At 65.0% G+C, this 1,121-nt stretch carries 1 protein-coding gene; it reads right to left on the bottom strand.

Annotated features, from left to right (window positions below):
• Nucleotides 1-39 precede the first annotated feature (39 nt).
• Nucleotides 40-864, bottom strand: coding sequence for an IS5 family transposase (locus tag ACFYXK_RS33955; RefSeq protein WP_389414657.1), 825 nt, complete (start codon nt 862-864; stop codon nt 40-42).
• Nucleotides 865-1,121 lie beyond the last annotated feature (257 nt).

The following is a 1,121-nucleotide window of genomic DNA, read 5'->3' as shown; positions in this document are numbered from 1 at the left end:
AGTGAGCGTTTGATTCTCGGTTGTCTGTTTCATTTGGGGTCAGGTGTCGCGCCAGTTGGGGGTGTTCTGGTGGGTGAGGCGTCGGGTCATGAGGTTGATGGCGGCGATTTGGATCATGGCTGCTGATCGGTGTGGGTGGGTTTCGTAGTCGCGGGCCAGGCGGCGGTGGTGCATGAGCCAGCCGAGGGTTCTTTCGACGACCCAGCGGCGGGGTTGGACGGTGAAGCCGCGGGTGTGGGGGTCGCGTTGGACGATCTCGAGGTCGATGCCGCGGGTGGCGGCGTGTTCGATGGCTTTGTTCTTGTAGCCGTTGTCGGCCCAGGCTTTGGTGATGGTGGGGTGGCGGGCTGCGAGGTGGTCGATGAGGTGGGTGCCGGCGGCGGAGTCGTGGACGCTGGCGGCGGTGACCAGGACGGCCAGGAGGAGGCCGAGGGTGTCGGTGGCGATGTGCCGTTTGCGGCCGATGATCTTTTTCGCGGGGTCGATGCCCTGGTCGGCGAGGTGGACGTTGGCTGAGGTCTTGATGCTTTGGGAGTCGAGCAGGCAGGCGGTGGGCTCTGGTTCGCGGCCTTCGGCCTGGCGGAGCAGGCTGCGCAGGAGGCCGTTGAGGTGGTCGAAGATGCCGTCGTTCTGCCAGTGGGCGAAGTAGCCGTAGACGCTCTGCCAGGGCGGGAAGTCGTGCGGTAGGTAACGCCAGGGGATGCCGGTGCGGTCGACGTAGAGGATGGCGTTCATGAGGGCCCGCAGGTCGTGGTGGGGCCGGCGGATCCCGGCGCGGGCCTGGCGCCAGGTTTCGAGGGTGGGGCGGATCAGTTCCCACCGCGCGTCGGACAGGTCGCTGGGGTAGGGCCGGGGTGGTCGCATGATGTGGGGATACCGGCGCTTGGAGCTGTCGGGGAGGGCGTGTGCGGTGGCATCGGGAGCGTTGGCAGGCGTCCCGGATATGCCGCGAAGTAGGGCATGTGCAATTGAGACGGGATATTCCGGGGTCAACAGGATCAGTTCGCCTGCCGACTGTTCTTCAGAAAAGCTATATTCCAGCACAGACGGCACGACAACTCTGCGGGACCGGCAGTTCAGAACTGCATCAGACCAGCGCGAACATAACCAAAACGCTCACT

The sequence above is a fragment of the Streptomyces sp. NPDC002209 genome (assembly GCF_042890265.1).
Lineage (GTDB): Bacteria > Actinomycetota > Actinomycetes > Streptomycetales > Streptomycetaceae > Streptomyces.
This window is presented reverse-complemented; position numbering and strand designations above follow the sequence as displayed.

What these genes read in the sequence shown, in the direction of transcription:
- ACFYXK_RS33955 (WP_389414657.1), bottom strand. Translation starts at nt 864, where the DNA reads ATGCGACCACCCCGGCCCTACCCCAGCGACCTGTCCGACGCGCGGTGG.